This window comes from Qipengyuania sp. (assembly GCF_965277845.1).
Classification (GTDB): Bacteria; Pseudomonadota; Alphaproteobacteria; order Sphingomonadales; family Sphingomonadaceae; genus Qipengyuania.
Genome location: NZ_OZ255844.1, coordinates 2,595,749 through 2,611,950 on the forward strand (window position 1 = coordinate 2,595,749; position 16,202 = coordinate 2,611,950).

16 protein-coding genes are annotated in these 16,202 nt (G+C 63.1%); 8 read left to right on the forward strand and 8 right to left on the reverse strand.

Features of this window, described 5'->3' with window-relative positions:
* Window position 1: 1 nt before the first annotated feature.
* A complete protein-coding gene (locus ACQY4G_RS12710; protein WP_067688896.1) occupies window positions 2–1,186 on the reverse strand; it encodes a vWA domain-containing protein in 1,185 nt (394 codons plus the stop codon).
* Between the two features lie 126 nt (window positions 1,187–1,312).
* Between ACQY4G_RS12710 and ACQY4G_RS12715 the strand changes: the two genes are divergently transcribed.
* On the forward strand, window positions 1,313–2,710 hold the full coding sequence (locus ACQY4G_RS12715) for a methyl-accepting chemotaxis protein (RefSeq protein WP_067688899.1): 1,398 nt from the start codon (window positions 1,313–1,315) through the stop codon (window positions 2,708–2,710).
* A gap of 76 nt (window positions 2,711–2,786) precedes the next feature.
* Here the strand turns inward: ACQY4G_RS12715 and ACQY4G_RS12720 are convergent, their stop codons facing one another.
* Complete coding sequence (locus ACQY4G_RS12720) at window positions 2,787–3,653, reverse strand: AAA family ATPase (protein ID WP_291171015.1); 867 nt, start codon at window positions 3,651–3,653, stop codon at window positions 2,787–2,789.
* Between the two features lie 102 nt (window positions 3,654–3,755).
* On the opposite strand from ACQY4G_RS12720, the gene ACQY4G_RS12725 reads away from it, so the two are divergent.
* Both ACQY4G_RS12725 and ACQY4G_RS12730 read left to right on the forward strand, forming a co-directional pair.
* On the forward strand, window positions 3,756–4,985 hold the full coding sequence (locus ACQY4G_RS12725; protein WP_421991368.1) for an alpha/beta fold hydrolase: 1,230 nt from the start codon (window positions 3,756–3,758) through the stop codon (window positions 4,983–4,985).
* Window positions 4,986–5,142: 157 nt separating this feature from the next.
* A complete protein-coding gene (locus ACQY4G_RS12730; protein ID WP_421991370.1) occupies window positions 5,143–6,039 on the forward strand; it encodes a hypothetical protein in 897 nt (298 codons plus the stop codon).
* Window positions 6,040–6,080: 41 nt separating this feature from the next.
* Here ACQY4G_RS12730 and parE read toward each other — a convergent pair whose 3' ends face one another.
* Window positions 6,081–8,057: a DNA topoisomerase IV subunit B gene (gene parE, locus ACQY4G_RS12735; RefSeq protein WP_421991372.1), complete on the reverse strand. Its 1,977-nt coding sequence runs from the start codon at window positions 8,055–8,057 to the stop codon at window positions 6,081–6,083.
* Window positions 8,058–8,120: 63 nt separating this feature from the next.
* Entirely contained in the window at window positions 8,121–9,278 is a 1,158-nt protein-coding gene (locus ACQY4G_RS12740) for a penicillin-binding protein activator (RefSeq protein ID WP_067688915.1), read from the reverse strand.
* Between the two features lie 19 nt (window positions 9,279–9,297).
* On the opposite strand from ACQY4G_RS12740, the gene rsmI reads away from it, so the two are divergent.
* Genes rsmI through ACQY4G_RS12760 form a run of 4 tightly spaced genes read left to right on the forward strand, consistent with a single transcriptional unit; the run spans window position 9,298 to window position 12,129 of the window.
* Window positions 9,298–10,167: a 16S rRNA (cytidine(1402)-2'-O)-methyltransferase gene (rsmI, locus tag ACQY4G_RS12745; RefSeq protein ID WP_421991374.1), complete on the forward strand. Its 870-nt coding sequence runs from the start codon at window positions 9,298–9,300 to the stop codon at window positions 10,165–10,167.
* A complete protein-coding gene (locus ACQY4G_RS12750) occupies window positions 10,164–10,514 on the forward strand; it encodes a YraN family protein (RefSeq protein WP_421991376.1) in 351 nt (116 codons plus the stop codon). The genes rsmI and ACQY4G_RS12750 overlap by 4 nt, the downstream gene beginning before the upstream one ends.
* A gap of 33 nt (window positions 10,515–10,547) precedes the next feature.
* The gene (gene gshB, locus ACQY4G_RS12755; RefSeq protein ID WP_421991378.1) at window positions 10,548–11,516 is read left to right on the forward strand and encodes a glutathione synthase; all 969 of its coding nucleotides are present in this window, start codon (window positions 10,548–10,550) and stop codon (window positions 11,514–11,516) included.
* A 19-nt stretch (window positions 11,517–11,535) separates the two neighbouring features.
* Entirely contained in the window at window positions 11,536–12,129 is a 594-nt protein-coding gene (locus ACQY4G_RS12760; protein ID WP_421991380.1) for a DedA family protein, read from the forward strand.
* Here ACQY4G_RS12760 and ACQY4G_RS12765 read toward each other — a convergent pair.
* Window positions 12,126–13,022: a tyrosine recombinase XerC gene (locus ACQY4G_RS12765; RefSeq protein ID WP_421991382.1), complete on the reverse strand. Its 897-nt coding sequence runs from the start codon at window positions 13,020–13,022 to the stop codon at window positions 12,126–12,128. The two genes, ACQY4G_RS12760 and ACQY4G_RS12765, sit on opposite strands and share 4 nt — an antisense overlap.
* Window positions 13,019–14,173 (reverse strand): radical SAM family heme chaperone HemW, encoded by a 1,155-nt coding sequence (hemW, locus tag ACQY4G_RS12770; protein WP_421991384.1) that lies wholly within the window; start codon window positions 14,171–14,173, stop codon window positions 13,019–13,021. Before hemW ends, ACQY4G_RS12765 begins: the two co-directional genes overlap by 4 nt.
* Before the next feature lie 47 nt (window positions 14,174–14,220).
* Between hemW and ACQY4G_RS12775 the strand changes: the two genes are divergently transcribed.
* Window positions 14,221–14,817: a CAP domain-containing protein gene (locus ACQY4G_RS12775; RefSeq protein WP_421991386.1), complete on the forward strand. Its 597-nt coding sequence runs from the start codon at window positions 14,221–14,223 to the stop codon at window positions 14,815–14,817.
* Between the two features lie 3 nt (window positions 14,818–14,820).
* Here ACQY4G_RS12775 and rdgB read toward each other — a convergent pair whose 3' ends face one another.
* Together rdgB and rph are read right to left on the reverse strand one after the other, a co-directional pair.
* Window positions 14,821–15,447, reverse strand: a complete 627-nt coding sequence (gene rdgB, locus ACQY4G_RS12780) for an RdgB/HAM1 family non-canonical purine NTP pyrophosphatase (protein WP_421991388.1) — start codon at window positions 15,445–15,447, stop codon at window positions 14,821–14,823.
* Window positions 15,444–16,160, reverse strand: a complete 717-nt coding sequence (gene rph / locus ACQY4G_RS12785; RefSeq protein WP_067688941.1) for a ribonuclease PH — start codon at window positions 16,158–16,160, stop codon at window positions 15,444–15,446. Before rph ends, rdgB begins: the two co-directional genes overlap by 4 nt.
* Window positions 16,161–16,202 lie beyond the last annotated feature (42 nt).

Below are 16,202 nucleotides of genomic sequence, written 5' to 3' on the forward strand. Positions count from 1 at the left end.
ATTAGGCGCCCGCCTTGCGGCTCAACTCGCGCATCGCATCGTCGAGTCCGTCGAGCGTCAGCGGATACATGCGGTCGTTGACCAGCTGCTTCATCACCTTGGTCGACTGCGAATAGCTCCATTGCTTCTCGGGCACGGGGTTCAGCCAGACGGTCGCGGGATAGGTGTTGGTCACGCGCTGCATCCAGGTGGCGCCGGCTTCCTCGTTCATATGCTCGACGCTGCCGCCCGGATGGGTGATCTCATAGGGGCTCATCGCCGCATCGCCGACGAAGATCACCTTGTAGTCGTGCCCGTATTTGTGGAGCACGTCCCAGGTCTTGGTGCGCTCCTGCCAGCGGCGGCGGTTGTCCTTCCACACGCCTTCGTAGAGGCAGTTGTGGAAGTAGAAGAATTCGAGATTCTTGAATTCGGCGGTGGCCGCGCTGAACAGCTCTTCGCAAAGCTTGATGAACGGGTCCATCGAGCCACCGACATCGAGGAATAGCAGCAGCTTGACCGCATTGTGCCGTTCTGGCCGCATGTGGATGTCGAGCCAGCCCTGCTTGGCGGTGCCTTCGATCGTCGCGTCGAGGTCGAGTTCGTCGGCGGCACCCTCGCGCGCGAAGCGGCGCAACCGGCGCAGCGCCATCTTGATGTTGCGGGTGCCGAGCTCTTTCGTGTTGTCGAGATTCTTGAACTCGCGCTTGTCCCACACCTTGAGCGCGCGCTTGTGTCTGCTCTCGCCGCCGATCCGCACGCCTTCGGGGTTGTAGCCGGAATTACCGAAGGGCGAAGTGCCGCCCGTGCCGATCCATTTGTTGCCGCCCTGGTGGCGCTTTTCCTGCTCCTCGAGCCGCTTCTTGAGCGTCTCCATGATCTCGTCCCAGTCGCCCAGGCTCTTGATCGCTTCCATCTCTTCCTCGGAGAGGAATTTCTCGGCCACCGCCTTCAGCCAGTCTTCCGGAATGTCGACCGGGTTCTGGCCGTAATCGGTCAATATGCCCTTGAAGACCTTCTGGAAAACCTGATCGAACCGGTCGAGCAGGCCTTCGTCCTTCACGAAGGTGGCGCGGGACAGGTAGTAGAACGCCTCGGGCGATTGCTCGATCACATCGCGATCCAGCGCCTCGATCAGCGTGAGGTGTTCCTTGAAGCTCGCGGGAATGCCCGCAGCGCGCAGCTCGTCGACGAAATTGAAGAACATGTCAGCCGGTCTAGCGTGTGCCTGCACCCTGCACCAGTGCCCGATTTATGACATTCTCTTTACGCTCCGCTAACCATCCTACCCTACGGAGGTCGCATAAGAATCCAAACAGGGGTCAATTGGACAATGGAACTTAGCGCGATCGATGCCAGGGGCGCATCGGCCCTCGACCAGATTCCCGAAGCCTGCGGCAAGGTTACCGTGGGCTGCTCGGACGTCGCCGGCATCGTGCAGGGCGTTATCGATTCCTTCGGTCATTTGCGTAGCGAATATGTCGAATTGCAGGGTACGGTCCGTGCGCTCGACGAAGATCAGCGCAAGGTCTTGGAGGCAAGCGACGAAGCGCGCCTACTGTCCGAACGCGCGATCGAGCGGCTCAATGACGGCTCGCTGATGATCAGCAATTCGCTGAACGAGATCGGAAATTTGCTCAGCCTCGTCGAAACGCTGACCGAACACGTCACCGGCTTTGCCGCGGCGATGGACCAGGTCCGCCGTTCGAGCCAGGAGATCGACCAGATCGCCGAAACGACCAATATCCTGGCGCTCAACGCCACGATCGAGGCGATGCGTGCCGGCGAGCAGGGGCGCACCTTTGCGGTCGTTGCCAACGAGGTGAAATCGCTCGCCAGCGAGACACGCAAGGCGACCGAGGAAATCGGCCGCACGATCGACATGCTCGGGAACGAAGCGGGGCAGGTCATCGAGAAGATCGAGAGCGGCGCCGAGGCGAGCAGCCAGGCGAAGAACTCGGTCGGCTCGATCGAGGACACGATGCGCAGCGTCACCGCGCTATTGCTCGAGGTCGACGGGCAGCAGGACCAGATCGCGCGCAATACCTCGACGATTTCGGACCACGTTCACCGTGTGCAGGACGTGCTTGGCGATTTCGACGGTGCGGTCAGCGAAAATGAAAACAAGCTGGCGACCGCGCACGGCCGGATGGAAGAGCTGGAGCTGATTGCCAGCGACATGTTCGACAAGCTGGTCAAGGCCGGCCTCTCGCCGCAGGACAGCGCGATGGTCGAGAAGGCACAAGGCCACGCGCAGGAAATCGTCGCACTCGCCGAGAAAGCCATCGAGGCAGGCGACCTGACGATGGAACAACTCTTCGACCGGGATTACCGCCAGGTTCCGGGCACCAATCCGCCACTATACCGCACGAGCCTGAGCGATTGGGCCGATGCCAACTGGCGTCCGCTCAACGACCGTGTGAGCAGCGAGGGGGGCGGGGTGATCATGTGTTCGCAAGCCGATATGAACGGCTTCCTGCCCACCCATGTGACCGAACATTCGCGCAAGCCCACCGGGGAGCTCGCGCACGATACCAAATACTGCCGCAACGGGCGGATCCTGCTCGAAGGGATCGACCATGTCGCCAAGGCGACGAGCGACCCCTACACGATGGCGGTTTATCGCCAGGAAGGCGATGGGAAGAACTATCTGGTGGTGCGCAACGTTTATGTGCCGCTCCACATCAACGGCCGCCGCTGGGGCGATTTCGAGCTGGCCTACAGCTTCTAGCGATCGTTGGAATAGCAAGCAAAAGGGGCGCGGACCGTGATCGGTACGCGCCCCTTTTGCTTGCCTGATCCGCCGATCAACTCTGGCGGCGCGCCATGAAGGCGAGACGTTCGAACATCATCACGTCCTGCTCGTTCTTGAGGAGCGCACCGTGAAGCGGCGGAATCGCCGCGTTGGGGTTCGCATCCTGCAGCACCTCGAGTGGCATGTCCTCGTTGAGCAGCAGTTTGAGCCAGTCGAGCAACTCGCTGGTCGAGGGCTTCTTCTTGAGGCCCGGTACGTCGCGAATTTCGTAGAAGATTTCCATCGCTTTGGTGACGAGGCTCTTCTGGATGCCGGGGAAGTGTACCTCGATGATCTCGCGCATCGTCTCGGTGTCGGGGAATTTGATGTAATGGAAAAAGCAGCGGCGAAGGAAAGCGTCGGGCAATTCTTTTTCGTTGTTCGAAGTGATCACCACGATCGGGCGCTCTTTCGCCTCGATCCGCTCATGCGTCTCGTAAACGTCGAAGCTCATCCGGTCGAGTTCCTGCAACAGGTCGTTGGGGAATTCGATATCGGCCTTGTCGATCTCGTCGATCAGCAGCACGGGGAGCTGTTCGGAGGTGAATGCCTCCCACAGCTTGCCCTTCTTGATGTAGTTCGAGATGTCGTGGACCCGCTCGTCGCCCAGCTGACCATCGCGCAGGCGGGCGACCGCGTCATATTCGTACAGGCCCTGCTGCGCCTTGGTGGTGGACTTGACGTTCCATTCGATCAGCGGCGCATCGATGGCCTGAGCGATCTCGTGTGCAAGGACCGTCTTGCCCGTTCCCGGTTCGCCCTTGACCAGCAGCGGCCGGCGCAGCGTTACCGCAGCGTTGACCGCGACCTTGAGGTCGTCGGTGGCGATATAGGATTTCGTGCCTTCGAAACGGGCCGGCTCGGAGGTCTGATCGGTCATCGGTTTTCCCTTGCAACTTTACGCGAGCGTTAGGGGCCGGGCACCGCTCGTGCAAGGGGGCGTTGTAACCAGTGTGCCGCGGCACACGGATGTGGAGGACCTATGCCGACCAAGAAGATCACCATCGCCACCGATGCGGGCCATACGCTCGAAGGTTCGCTCGAACTGCCTACCGGCCTGGTGCGTGGTGCTGCGCTGTTTGCGCATTGCTTCACCTGCACCAAGCAGAGCCGTGCTGCGGTCAGCGTTTCGCGGGCCTTGGCCAAGGAAGGTATCGCCTGCTTGCGGTTCGACTTCACCGGGCTGGGCGGAAGCGAGGGCGAGTTCGGACGCGCGGGCTTTGCCACCGATGTCGCCGATCTCGTTGCGGCGGCGGAGGAACTGCTCGACCGTTTCGCGCAGCCGATCCTGCTGGTGGGGCACAGTCTGGGCGGTGCGGCCGTGCTTGCCGCCGCGGACGATCTCGGCTTCGACAAGGTGGCGGCCATCGCCACGATCGGCGCGCCCAGCGATGTTCCGCACGTTCTTCAGCGGATCGACGGCGATCTCGAAGCAATCCGTAAGGAAGGCGAGGGAGAGGTGACCATCGGAGGGCGCGATTTCGCGCTGAGCCGGGACTTCCTCGAAAAGGTGGAAAATACCGATCTGCTGGAAGAGGTCGCGCGGTTGAAGCGCCCGCTATTGTTCCTCCATTCCCCCACCGACGACGTGGTGGGGATCGAGAATGCCAGCGCTCTCTTCCGCGCGGCCAAGCATCCCAAGAGTTTCGTCAGCCTCGAAGGCGCAGACCATTTGCTCCTGAACGATGCCGATGCGCATTTCGCCGCTAGCGTGATCGCGTCATGGGCCGGTCGCTACATACCCATGCGCGAAGACTGGCCCATGCCAGAAGACGGGGTGGTGGTCAAAACCGGCCACGGCAAGTTCGGCACAGAGGTCCACACGAAGAGCCATCGCTTCGTCGCCGACGAGCCGACCAGCTATGGCGGCGACGATACCGGCCCGACGCCGTACGACCTCCTCAATGCCGCGCTCGGCACCTGCACCGCCATGACGATGAAGATGTACGCGGACAAAAAGGGCTGGCCGCTCGAAGGCGTGACGGTGGAGGTGCTCCACGAGCGCAACCACAAGGACGAATGCGACCACGTTGAGGCGATGGAAGAGGGCAGGCAGATGCAGGCGCTCAATCGGAAAATAGCGCTGCACGGCGAAGACCTGGACGAGGACCAGCGCCGGCGCATCATCGAGATTGCAGACAAGTGCCCGGTGCACCGCACGCTAGAGGGGGAGCTGCACGTGCATACTGTGGTCCAAGCGGACCGGGACTAATCTTGCCCCTCTCTTTTTTCATAGGCGAAAAGCGCGCTTATCGTTAGGTTTAGCGCTGCGAAACTACGCCAGGTGTCATTCCGGAAATATTTTGGTATTTTGGCCTATATGAATTCGGGTCCCCACGGGTCGCTTTTCGATCTCGAGGAGGATTTCAATGTCTACGGCTAAAGTATTGAACCGGGTTCCACCGCACAGGGAGGACACCCTTTTTAAACGCGAATCTCTGCAATCGATCGTTTCGGGATCCGCGGGAATAGATGCCTATTTGCGGACGATCGACCCACTGGAAATCGAGGCACCATTCCGGGCCTCCCGCGAGCTTGTCGATTTGGTCCTGGAGGAAGTTCCGGATCGACTGGACACTGCCTTGCAGGCTGCGGGTCGGCGGGGACTGGGCAAACATGATTGGGAGGATATCCGGCCTGAAATCGAGGCATTCGTTATCGACGCCTGCGATATTCCGAAGTGCGACGGCGCGCTGGCCTATGCGAATGTACAGGCGGCCACTCCGGTGATGGTGCGCAATGGCGATAGCTTGTTGGCGGTATACAATGATGGACAGGTCGAATATTTGAGCGAAAACATCTCAGACGAAAGCGCCATTGCCGAAGCCGCTTTCTATGTAGATGTCCTCATCCAGATCATCGGCACGCTGACCAGCGCAATTGGCCTGAAGATGAAGCCGCCGAAGAAGGCCAGTTCGGCCGCTTTGCGCGAAGCGATGAAGACTTGGCGACAGACCGGGCGGAACAAGGAACTATGGGAGGCAATCCTTTACGCCATCAAAGCGAAGAACTGGGCGAAGTTTCTGAAACTGATCCACAAGGCCGAATTCTGGACGATATTCTCGGAGTTTTTCGCCCACATGTTCGCGGACATGTCGTGGAAGGATTATGTAGTCGCCATTGCGAAGATGATCGCTTGGATCGCAGCCGGGGCGCTTTCAGGTGGCGCGGCAGCTGCGGCCAAGGTCGCGATGATCCTGCTCGACCTGGTCGGGCTGGGCCTCAAGATAAAGCATAAGGTCGAACACACACCACCGACGGCATAGCGTGACGCAAGAGATATCGGCGCGCAGACCGGTCGCCCAGTCTACGCGTCGATCATCTCGCGGTCCATGTCGCCCGCATTGTTCTGGATGAAGTTGAAGCGGTGTTCGGGATTGCGGCCCATGAGTTGGTCGACCAGTTCCTTCACTTTCGCGCGGTCCTCGAACTCGGGCGGCAGGGTGATGCGGATCAGGCTGCGGGTGTCGGGGTTCATCGTCGTTTCGCGCAATTGCGCGGGGTTCATTTCACCCAGGCCCTTGAACCGCCCGACATCGACCTTCTTGCCCTTGAATACCGTCTCCTCCAGCTCGGCGCGATGCGTGTCGTCGCGAGCGTAGCGGCTCTCCTTTCCTGCGGTGAGGCGATAGAGCGGGGGCTGGGCGAGGTAGAGATGCCCGTTGCGCACGACCTCGGGCATTTCCTGGAAGAAGAAGGTCATCAGCAGCGTTGCGATATGTGCGCCATCGACATCGGCATCGGTCATGATGATGATGCGGTCGTAGCGCAGGTTTTCCGGGTCGCAATCCTTGCGTGTCCCGCAGCCCATCGCCAGCGTGAGGTCGGCGATTTCGCTGTTGGCGCGGATCTTGTCGGCGGATGCGCTGGCGACGTTGAGGATCTTGCCGCGGATCGGCAGGATCGCCTGCGTCTTGCGGTCGCGCGCCTGCTTGGCGCTGCCGCCGGCGCTGTCGCCTTCGACGATGAACAGCTCGGTCTCGCCATCGCCTTCGCCCGAACAGTCGGTGAGCTTGCCGGGCAGGCGCAGCTTCTTGGCATTGGTCGCGGTCTTGCGCTTGATTTCGCGTTCCTGTTTCCGTCGCAGGCGCTCATCCATCCGCTCCATCACCTGGCCGAGCAGCGCCTTGCCGCGGTCCATATTGTCGGCGAGGAAATGGTCGAAATGGTCGCGCACCGCATTCTCGACCAGGCGCGCGGCCTCGGGCGAGGTGAGGCGGTCCTTGGTCTGGCTCTGGAATTGCGGATCGCGAATGAAAACGCTGAGCATGACTTCCGCGCCGGTCATCACGTCGTCGGCGGTAAGGTCCTTCGCCTTCTTGATCCCGGTCAGTTCGCCGAAAGCGCGCAGGCCCTTGGTCAGTGCCGCGCGAAGGCCCTGTTCGTGCGTGCCGCCGTCGGGGGTCGGCACGGTGTTGCAGTACCAGCTGGTCGAACCGTCCGAATAGAGTGGCCAGGCGATCGCCCATTCGACGCGGCCCGCCTCTTCGGGGAAATCCTGATTGCCGGTGAAGGGCTGCGCGGTAACGCATTCGCGCGCGCCGATCTGTTCGGCCAGGTGATCGGCGAGGCCGCCGGGGAATTTGAACACCGCATCGGCCGGCGCCTCCTCGCTGGCGAGGTTCTCGTCGCATTTCCAGCGGATTTCGACCCCTGCGAACAGATAGGCTTTCGAGCGTGCGAGCTTGAACAAGCGCTTGGGATTGAACTTGCGGTCGCCGAAGATTTCGGTGTCCGGCACGAAGCTGACGGTGGTGCCGCGGCGGTTGGGCGTCGGGCCGAGCTGTTCGATGGGGCCCAGCGTCTGCCCTTTGGAAAAGCTCTGCGCGTAGAGCTGCTTGTCGCGCGCGACTTCGACCCGCGTGTCGCTGGACAGGGCATTGACCACCGAGACACCCACACCGTGCAAACCACCGCTGGTGGCATAGGCCTTGCCCGAGAACTTGCCGCCCGAATGGAGCGTCGACAGGATCACTTCGAGCGTAGACTTGCCGGGATATTTCGGATGCTCGTCGACCGGGATGCCGCGACCGTTGTCGGCAATCACGACCCGGTTGCCTTCCTCCAGCCGCATCTCGATCCGCGTCGCGTGGCCCGCAACCGCCTCGTCCATCGCATTGTCGAGAACTTCTGCGGCGAGATGGTGGAGCGCGCGATCGTCGGTCCCGCCGATATACATGCCGGGGCGACGGCGCACCGGTTCGAGGCCTTCGAGAACCTCGATCGAGGAAGCATCATAGTCGCCGCTGGATGTGGGCGTGTTTTCGAACAGATCGTCGGACATGGGGACAGGCTATATCGCGCCCACCCGGCCTCGCAAGCTGGCTGGCGACGTTATCCGCTCTGCTCAGAAGCGGGTAGGTGCATTCTCCACCACCACGACTGCTCCATTACGCACCTCGCGCACTTCGAAGGCGCGCTCGACCAAGCCATTGCGACGGAAGCGGAACGCGCCGTCGAGGCCAAGAAAGCCGTCCTCGCTGCGCAGGGCGCCGTCGGGAAAATCGCGGCCCACACGCCAGTCGCGGGCGACACGCAGCGTCAGAAGGACGGCATCGTAGCCCAGCGTGGCGATCCGATAGGGCTGCCCGCCGAACCGCGCCTCGTAGCTGTCGACGAAGCGCTTGTAGCGATCATCGGAAACGGCAGAGAACAGCGCGCCGTCGAGCGCCGAGGCCCGTGTGACAGAACCTTCGCCGCTCCACAGCTCGGTGCCGAGGAGCTGGATCGTCCCGCCGCCGCCGGGCGACAAAACACCGGCCGCCTGCGCAGCTAGTCGCGGGCCATCGGCGACAAGCACGGTATCATAGCCGCCATGCGCCCTGAGCCGTTCGGCGGCGCTGACCACCGACGTATTTCCGCGCGCATAGCGTTCGGTCCAGACAACGGTGCCGCCATAGGCCGAAACTGCGCGGCGCATCGCGTCCTCGGCGCGCGCGCCATATTCGCCATCGGGCGAGATGATCGCGAAGTTCTGCGAGCCGCGTGCGCGCGCGTACTGGACGGTACGCATGATCGACTGCTCGGGGATGTGTCCCATGATGAACACATCGGGCCCTGCAGCACCGGTATCGTTGGAGAAGGAGATCACGGGCACGTCGGCCGCCCGGGCGGTGTTGGTCACCGAGGGGATATTCGACCCCAACAGCGGGCCGAGAATCAGCTTGTTGCCTTCGGCAATCGCTTGGCGCGCGGCGGCCTCGGGACCCTTTGCGGTATCGTAGGTGGTGATCCGCAGATTACTCGCATTGGTGTCGAGCAGTGCCATGGTCGTCGCATTGGCGATCGACTGGCCGACCGGACCGTTGCGGCCAGACATCGGTACCAGCAACGCGATACGGTGGCGGGTCTGGTCGGTCGGCAGGCTCTCGGTCGGTTCGGGCGTCGGTGTCGTCACAACCGGGGCCGGACGCTCGGCGCCCTTGGGGATGACCGAACAGGCGCCGAGCAGGGCGGCCAGCCCCACCGTTACGATTGCCCGACGGTCGAAAGTCCAGCGCTTCATCTTGCCGCGTCCCTCATTGATGGTTCATGGGGGAAGGGTGACCGATGCGACCCAACCCGAAAATTCACTTGCTCCGGGGCTCTATATCGTCGCCACCCCGATCGGCAACCTCGGCGATATCACGCTGCGGGCGATCGACGTGCTGAAACGCTGCGACGGGATCGCCTGCGAGGATACGCGGGTGACCGGCAAGCTGCTGAAGCACCTGGGGATTTCTAAGCCGATGTGGCGCTATGACGACCACAGCGAGCACCGCGACCGCTCGCGCCTGGTCGAATCCACGCGCGACCGCGCGGTGGCGCTGGTCAGCGATGCGGGAACCCCGATGGTGTCCGATCCGGGCTATCGCCTGGTCAATGATTGCCGCGCGGAGGGCATCCCGGTCACGGTTCTTCCCGGTGCATGTGCGGCCGTTGCCGGTCTTGCGCTGTCGGGCCTGCCCAACGATCGGTTCCTTTTCGCGGGCTTCCTGCCGAGCAAAGAGAAGGCCCGCCGCGAAATGCTCGAGGAACTGTCGGCCATCGACAGCACGCTGGTATTCTACGAAACCGCGCCCCGGCTGACCAAATCGCTCACCACGATCGGCGAGGTCCTGCCGGATCGCGAGGTTGCGGTGGCGCGCGAGTTGACCAAGCTGCACGAAGAAATGCGCCGCGGCCTGCCTGCGGGGCTGATCGCCTATTTCGAGGCACATCCGCCCAAGGGTGAAATCGTGTTGTTGGTCGGCCCGCCTCCCGAGCGGGTTGCCAGCGAGGAGGATGCCGATGCCATGCTGATCGATGCGCTGCGCACGATGAAGGCCTCGCAGGCCGCGGCGCAGGTGGCCAAGGCGACGGGCGTCGATCGCAAGACCCTCTATGCCCGGGCCATGGAACTGCGCTCGGCATGAAACGCCAACTGGCCGAGAAGAGCGGCCGTGAAGGCGAAACCCGCGCGGCGATCTGGCTCAGGACCAAGGGCTGGCAAATCCTCGATCGCCGCGTGAAGACACCGGCGGGCGAGATCGATCTCGTCGCCAAACGGGGCGCCATTGTCGCTTTCATCGAGGTCAAATGGCGCCGTAAGCGCGCCGATCTCGACCATGCGATCGATGAATACCGTTTATCGCGCGTCGCCGGAGCTGTCGAGGCGGTTGCCCACCGCTATGCTGAGAAGGGCGAGGATATCCGCATCGACGTGATCCTGCTTGCGCCGGGCAGTTTCCCTCGCCACATCGCCAATGCTTGGCAGCCCTGATCGTGAGGCGGGCCGGGATGATCGGAGACTAGAATGCCGCTACGCGTCGCCGTCCAGATGGACCCGCTCGAGAGCATCAACATCGCGGGCGACAGCTCGTTCGCGCTGATGCTGGCCGCGCAGGCGCGCGGGCACGAGCTCTGGCACTATGATGTCGCCAGCCTCGCCTACGAAAGCGACGGAACGCCGAGCGGCCGGATAACGGCGCACGCCGCGCCGGTTACCGTGCAGCGCGTGGAGGGCGACCATTACAGCGCGGGTGATCGTCGGCGGATCGATCTCGCGCGGGATATCGATGTCGTGCTGATGCGACAGGATCCGCCGTTTCACCTGGGTTACATCAGCAGCGCCTTGCTGCTCGACCGGCTCAAGGGGACGACGCTGGTGGTCAACGATCCGCGCGAGGTCGTGAACGCGCCCGAGAAAATGTTCGTGCTCGACTATGCGCAATACATGCCACCCACGTTGGTCGCCCGGCATCTCGACGATCTGCGCGACTTTCAGAAGAAGCACGGTTCGGTGGTGGTCAAGCCGCTGCACGGCAATGGCGGTAGGGCGATCTTCCGCCTGGACGAACGCGGCACCAATCTTTCCGCACTTTCGGAGGTCTTCGACCAGACTTGGCCCGAGCCGCACATGGTGCAGCCTTTCCTCCCCGAAGTGAGCGAGGGCGATAAGCGGATCGTGCTCGTCGATGGCGAATTCGCAGGGGCCATCAATCGCTTCCCCGGCGAGGGCGAGTTTCGTTCGAACCTCGCGCAGGGCGGCCATGCCGAGGCGACGACGCTGACCGAGCGCGAAGAGGAAATCTGCTCCGCCATGGGCCCCGAACTCAAACGCCGCGGGCTTGTGTTTGTCGGAATTGACGTGATCGGTGGCAAGTGGCTGACCGAAATCAACGTCACCTCGCCTACCGGCATCGTGGCGATCGACAGATTCAACGGCACCGATACCGCGGGCCTGATCTGGGACGCGATCGAGCGACGCCACGCGGCGATGTGACCCCACGACCGCGTGATCAATGACCGAATTCATCATCCGCACCATCGAACTCGGCGGCTTGTTCGGCATTTTCGTGTTGATGGCGCTTGAGAATATTTTCCCGCCGCTCCCGTCCGAGATCATCATGGGGCTGGGTGGGGTCGCCGTTGCACGCGGAACGATGGAGTATTGGCCGCTGCTTGTGGTCGGCAGCGCGGGCACCACGCTCGGAAATTATTGGTGGTACTGGATCTGCGACCGCTGGGGGCGAACCCGTCTCGAGCCTTTCGTCGCAAGGCACGGGCGATGGCTGACAATGGATTGGCACGATGTCGAGCGCGCGCAGGCCTTCTTTCGGAGGCACGGTCCGTGGGTGGTCTTCGCGATGCGCTTTACCCCGGTGCTGCGCACGCTGATCTCCATACCCGCGGGACTGCTGCACATGGGAACGACGCGCTTCCTGGTTTACACCTTCGCGGGCGCCTTCGTCTGGAACCTCTTGATGGTCGAGCTTGGTCGCAGGCTGGCACGGTCGCAGGAACTGTTGGGCTGGCTCGTCCTCGCGATCTTCGTCGTGGCGATAGGCGGCTATCTCTGGCGGGTCACAACCTGGAAGCCGCGGAACCGGGATTAATCCTTCTCGCGCGGGTGCGCGCTGCGATAGGCATCGAGCAGGCTTGCCGCATCGACCTGCGTATAGATTTGCGTGGACCCGAGGCTGGCATGGCCGAGCAATTCCTGCAGGCTGCGCAAGTCTGCCCCCGACCCGAGCAGATGGGTCGCGAAACTGTGGCGCAGCGCGTGCGGCGTGGCACTGTCGGGCAGGCCCAGCGCTTTACGTGCGCCGGCGGTCGCCTTCTGGACCATGCCCTGCGACAGCGGCCCACCTTTCGCGCCGCGAAACAGCGGTTGGTCTTTCGCCAGCGGCCAGGGACAGCGGGCGGCGTAGTCGGCCACCGCATCGCGCACGATCGGCAGCAGCGGCACGACCCTCTGCTTGCCCCCCTTGCCGGTCACGGTCAGCCGTTCACCCAAGGGAAGCGCGGCGCCCGTGAGTGAAAGCGCCTCCGCGATACGCATGCCGGCACCATAGAGAAGCATGAGGACGGCACGGTCGCGCGCACCTATCCAGTCTTCCCGGGCCAGCGCCTCCACCGTGTCGGCCAGTCCGATAGCATCGTCGGGCGTGACGGGGCGAGGCAGCCCCTTCTTGATCCGCGGCCCCCGTACGCGAGGCGGATCGGAAACGGCGTGGCCCGCCTGAGCGCGCGCGAATGCGATAAATCCCTTGAGCGCGGAAAGCTCGCGCGCAGCCGAAGCTTTGGACAAGCCGTCCGCGCGGCGTGAGGCGAGATGAGTGCGCAAGCGCGCGGCAGTGATGTCGGCGACCTCATGCCATGAGGCCATGTCGAGACGGGAAAGCAGCCGCTCCGCAGCTCTGCAATAAGCCCGGACCGTATGCGGCGAGCGGCGCAGGCCGAGCGCCAGGTGATCGTGCCAAGCCCCGAGCAGGTCGGCCTTACTCATGACGTCACGAGGTCGGTGCGGACCACCTCGCCCAGGAGGGCGTCGAGTAAGGGCATGCCTTGCGGCGTGACACCGATCCGCTCCCGATCCATCCAAACGAGACCGAGGTCGCGATAGAGCGCCAGCTTGGCTTCATCGACGAGCGCGGATGGGGTGCCGTCGAACCGGCGGGCGAGTGCCGCGAGATCGATTCCCTCGGCAAGTCTCAGCCCCATCAGCAATGCTTCGCTGGCCTGCTCGCCGCGATCAAGCCTGCGCGCCTCGCCGATACCATGGCCCTGCGCCTTGACTGCGGAGAGAAAGTTCTCCGGCTTGCGATGCCGTACCGTCGCGACGTCGCGACGCCGTCCATGCGCTCCGGGGCCGATGCCGCTATAGTCGTGATAGCGCCAGTAGGTGAGATTGTGCCGGCTTTCCTGCCCGGGCCGCGCGTGATTGCTGATCTCGTAGGCAGGCAGGCCCGCTACGGCGGTCATTTGTCGCGTGAGGGCGAATAGATCGGCTGCGTCGTCGTCGTCGAGCGGCTCGAAAATGCCCCGCCGCACATCGGTGGCAAAGCGCGTCGCCGGCTCGATGGTCAATTGATAAAGCGACATATGGTCGGTGCCGAGCGCCAGCGCTTCGCCGAGTTCGGTTCGCCATTGTGCTTCGGTCTGACCGGGGCGGGCATAGATCAGATCGATCGAAACCCGTCGGAAATGGGTCTGTGCAAGCTCGACCGCCGCCAGCGCCTCGTCGACGCCATGCAGTCGGCCGAGGAATTTCAGGGCGTCGTCGCGCAGACTCTGCACGCCGAGCGAAACACGATTGACGCCCGCCGCAGCAAGGTCTGCAAATTTGGCCGCTTCGACACTGCTGGGATTGGCCTCAAGCGTGATTTCGATTGCGGGATCGAAGCCCCACAGGCGCTCGGCCTCGGCCAGAAGGGCGGCAACCAGCGTCGGCGGCATAAGCGAGGGCGTTCCGCCACCGAAGAAAATGCTGGCCAGCGATCCCTGCGATCCGGCCTCGGCATATTCGTGGCGCATGTCCGCAATCAGAGCGGCTTTCCACGCCGCCATATCCGCAGATTCCCGGACATGGCTGTTGAAGTCGCAATAAGGACATTTTGCAATACAGAAGGGCCAGTGGATGTAGAGAGCGCGGGCCAAGGATGTCTTCAGCTATTCTTAATCGTCGGAACGGAATCTCGGGCGTCATGGACGGGTCGAGAAAATGGATCGCGCCGCTCGTCGGCGTCGTCGCGCTGCTATGTGCCACGGGGAGCGGTGTGGCCGCAAGCGGATCGTCGTCGACGGCATCCTCGTTCGAGGCCTTTCCCGCAACGCGGTCGATCGACCAGCGCGGAACCTCCGACCTGCATCTGGCCGCGCGGATCCTGCGGACGCACAATCAAGAACGCGAGGCGCTTCGCCTCAAGCCCCTCAAATGGAACGTTCATCTCGAACGCGAGGCGCGCGAATGGGCGCAGCATCTTTCGCACCAGGGTGTGCTGCAACACGCGGATCAGGGCACCCGTAACCGGACCGGAGAGAATCTCTGGATGGGCACTGCCGGACATTGGTCGGTCGAAACCATGGTCGGGATGTTCATCGCGGAGAAGCAGTACTACCGCCACGCCCACTTCCCCAATATTTCCAAGACCGGGAACTGGGCGGATGTCGGCCATTATACGCAGATCGTCTGGCGCGAGACCAAGGAAGTCGGTTGTGCAGTGGTCACGGCGCGCGGCAACGACGTGCTCGTGTGCCGTTACTGGCCGGCCGGCAATGTCTGGGGCCAGAAAGCCTACTGAGCCTCAGCCGAATTGTTCGGCGACCAGCTTGGCGAAGGCGTCGGCGCGGTGGCTGATGGCGTGTTTTTCTGCAGGATCGAGCTCTGCGAAGGTCAGCTTGCGTCCCTTCGGTACGAATACCGGATCGTATCCGAACCCCATCGTGCCGCGCGGTGGCCAGGTCAGCGTGCCGGGCGCGGTGCCCTCGTAGACTGCCTGCTCGCCATCGGGCCAGACGAGCGCGAGGACACAGTGGAAGGCGCATGAGCGGTCGACATCGGCGCCCTTTGCCTGCAGCATGCCCTCGACCTTGCCCATCGCCATGAACCAGTCGCGGCCCGGTTCGCCTTCGAACCACTGCCGCTCGGCCCAGTCGGCAGTGTAGACGCCGGGCCGACCGTCGAGCGCATCGACCGACATCCCGCTATCGTCTGCGAGGGCCACGAGGCCCGACGATTCCGCCGCCGCCCGCGCCTTGAGCAGCGCGTTCTGGACAAAGGTGGTGCCCGTCTCGGCCGGTTCGGGCAGGCCGAGCGATCCGGCCGAAATGCATGTCACACCATGCGGTTCGAGCAGCGCGGAAATCTCTTTCAGCTTGCCGTCGTTATGCGTCGCGATGACCAGCGAGCCCGAACCGATGCGCCGTGTCATTTGCGTGTCGCCTCATCCTGAGCCTTGAATACCTGTGCGCAGCCCATCTGCGCCAGGCGAAGGAGCCGCAGAAAGGCTTCCTCGTCATAGGGCGCACCTTCGGCGGTCGCTTGCGCCTCGGCGATCTTGCCCCCTTCGATCAGCACGAAATTGGCATCGGCATCGGCGCCGCTGTCTTCGGGATAGTCGAGGTCGAGCACCGGCGTGCCCTGGTAGATGCCGCAGGAAATGGCGGCGACCTTCGCGCTGATCGGGTCTTGGGTGATCGCCCCGGACTTCATCAATTCGTCGACCGCGAGGCGAAGCGCGACCCAGGCGCCCGAAATCGACGCGGTGCGCGTGCCGCCGTCGGCCTGGATCACATCGCAATCGAGCGTGATCTGCCGCTCGCCCAGCTTCTTGTGGTCGACCACGGCGCGCAGGCTACGGCCGATCAGGCGCTGGATTTCCTGCGTGCGTCCGCTCTGTTTGCCCTTGGCTGCTTCGCGCTGGCCGCGGGTGTGCGTGGCGCGCGGGAGCATGGAGTATTCCCCGGTAACCCAGCCTTCGCCCTTGCCGCGCAGCCATGGCGGAATCCGTTCTTCGACGCTCGCGGTGCACAGCACGCGCGTTTCGCCGAAGCTGATCAGGCAGCTGCCCTCGGCATGTTTGGTGTAGCCGGTCTCGATAGTGATGGCGCGCATTTCGTCGGGCGCACGGCCGGAAGGTCGCATTCAGGTTCTCCATTGCAGTCGAATCTCAGGCGTGCGTGTGGC

Coding starts and splice junctions, on each gene's coding strand:
- ACQY4G_RS12710 (WP_067688896.1), bottom strand. CDS start 1,186: ATGTTCTTCAATTTCGTCGACGAGCTGCGCGCTGCGGGCATTCCCGCG.
- ACQY4G_RS12715 (WP_067688899.1), top strand. CDS start 1,313: ATGGAACTTAGCGCGATCGATGCCAGGGGCGCATCGGCCCTCGACCAG.
- ACQY4G_RS12720 (WP_291171015.1), bottom strand. CDS start 3,653: ATGACCGATCAGACCTCCGAGCCGGCCCGTTTCGAAGGCACGAAATCC.
- ACQY4G_RS12725 (WP_421991368.1), top strand. CDS start 3,756: ATGCCGACCAAGAAGATCACCATCGCCACCGATGCGGGCCATACGCTC.
- ACQY4G_RS12730 (WP_421991370.1), top strand. CDS start 5,143: ATGTCTACGGCTAAAGTATTGAACCGGGTTCCACCGCACAGGGAGGAC.
- parE (WP_421991372.1), bottom strand. CDS start 8,057: ATGTCCGACGATCTGTTCGAAAACACGCCCACATCCAGCGGCGACTAT.
- ACQY4G_RS12740 (WP_067688915.1), bottom strand. CDS start 9,278: ATGAAGCGCTGGACTTTCGACCGTCGGGCAATCGTAACGGTGGGGCTG.
- rsmI (WP_421991374.1), top strand. CDS start 9,298: ATGGTTCATGGGGGAAGGGTGACCGATGCGACCCAACCCGAAAATTCA.
- ACQY4G_RS12750 (WP_421991376.1), top strand. CDS start 10,164: ATGAAACGCCAACTGGCCGAGAAGAGCGGCCGTGAAGGCGAAACCCGC.
- gshB (WP_421991378.1), top strand. CDS start 10,548: ATGCCGCTACGCGTCGCCGTCCAGATGGACCCGCTCGAGAGCATCAAC.
- ACQY4G_RS12760 (WP_421991380.1), top strand. CDS start 11,536: ATGACCGAATTCATCATCCGCACCATCGAACTCGGCGGCTTGTTCGGC.
- ACQY4G_RS12765 (WP_421991382.1), bottom strand. CDS start 13,022: ATGAGTAAGGCCGACCTGCTCGGGGCTTGGCACGATCACCTGGCGCTC.
- ACQY4G_RS12775 (WP_421991386.1), top strand. CDS start 14,221: ATGGACGGGTCGAGAAAATGGATCGCGCCGCTCGTCGGCGTCGTCGCG.
- rdgB (WP_421991388.1), bottom strand. CDS start 15,447: ATGACACGGCGCATCGGTTCGGGCTCGCTGGTCATCGCGACGCATAAC.
- rph (WP_067688941.1), bottom strand. CDS start 16,160: ATGCGACCTTCCGGCCGTGCGCCCGACGAAATGCGCGCCATCACTATC.